We start from the raw sequence: 852 nt of genomic DNA, 5'->3' as shown, positions 1-852 counted from the left end.
CGATTCATCTTGAGGGCTTTAAGTATAATACTTTTACTATATAGTAATTATTTATTTGGATAAAGGTTTCCTTAGTAATATAATTTATAATAATATAAAATGATACAAGCAGCTAAAATAATCGGTACAGGATTAGCTACAACAGGTTTAATAGGAGCAGGTGTTGGAATAGGTGTTGTTTTTGGTGCTTTAATTTTAGGTGTTGCTAGAAACCCTTCACTTAGAGGTCAATTATTCTCATATGCTATCTTAGGTTTTGCTTTCTCAGAAGCTACAGGTTTAAGCGAATAGATCTGCCATAGGGTTAATTGCAAGAAATATCTTAAAGATAGATTTGCAGCGAATATTAGTATATATAATATACTAATAACGTTCAACGACTATAAATGAGTAGTGTAAACGAAAATTTTTTAAATCCTACATTTGTAAATGAAGACATAGTCTAAAATAACAAAAGTTAAATGTTTTATTAAATAATAATTTATTATTTAAATTTTTTTTTAATCTTGATTTGCGTATTCGCATTAATGATGGCTTTCTTATTATTATATGTAGCCTAAATAACTATAGATTATAGTTAAAAGAAAATTCAGATTATTTTAATATTAAAAAAAAAATTTTTTTTTTTTTATATATTTGATATATATTTTTTTTTTTATTATTATTGTTATAAAGAAATATATATATATATATAAATATGATAAGAAATTTATTTATTTGAATTCAATCATTAAGTTTAAGTATTAATTACAATACAATAAAACTTGATGCTCCAACACCTTGGGGTTTATTTTTTCAAGATAGTGCTACACCTCAAATGAAAGGTATAGAAGAATTACATAAAAATATTAT

At 23.2% G+C, this 852-nt stretch carries 2 protein-coding genes; both read left to right on the top strand.

The annotated features are described in order from the left end of the window. Positions 1-99: 99 nt before the first annotated feature. Positions 100-291, top strand: a complete 192-nt coding sequence (locus ACYVBS_RS14645) for an ATP synthase subunit C family protein (RefSeq protein ID WP_460824497.1) — start codon at positions 100-102, stop codon at positions 289-291. 430 nt (positions 292-721) lie between these two features. Next, a partial coding sequence (locus ACYVBS_RS14640; protein ID WP_460824498.1) for a cytochrome c oxidase subunit II transmembrane domain-containing protein occupies positions 722-852 on the top strand: 131 nt, incomplete at its 3' end.

The sequence above is a fragment of the Lysobacter olei genome, from assembly GCF_054777355.1.
This window is presented reverse-complemented; position numbering and strand designations above follow the sequence as displayed.

Coding starts and splice junctions, on each gene's coding strand:
- ACYVBS_RS14645 (WP_460824497.1), top strand. CDS start 100: ATGATACAAGCAGCTAAAATAATCGGTACAGGATTAGCTACAACAGGT.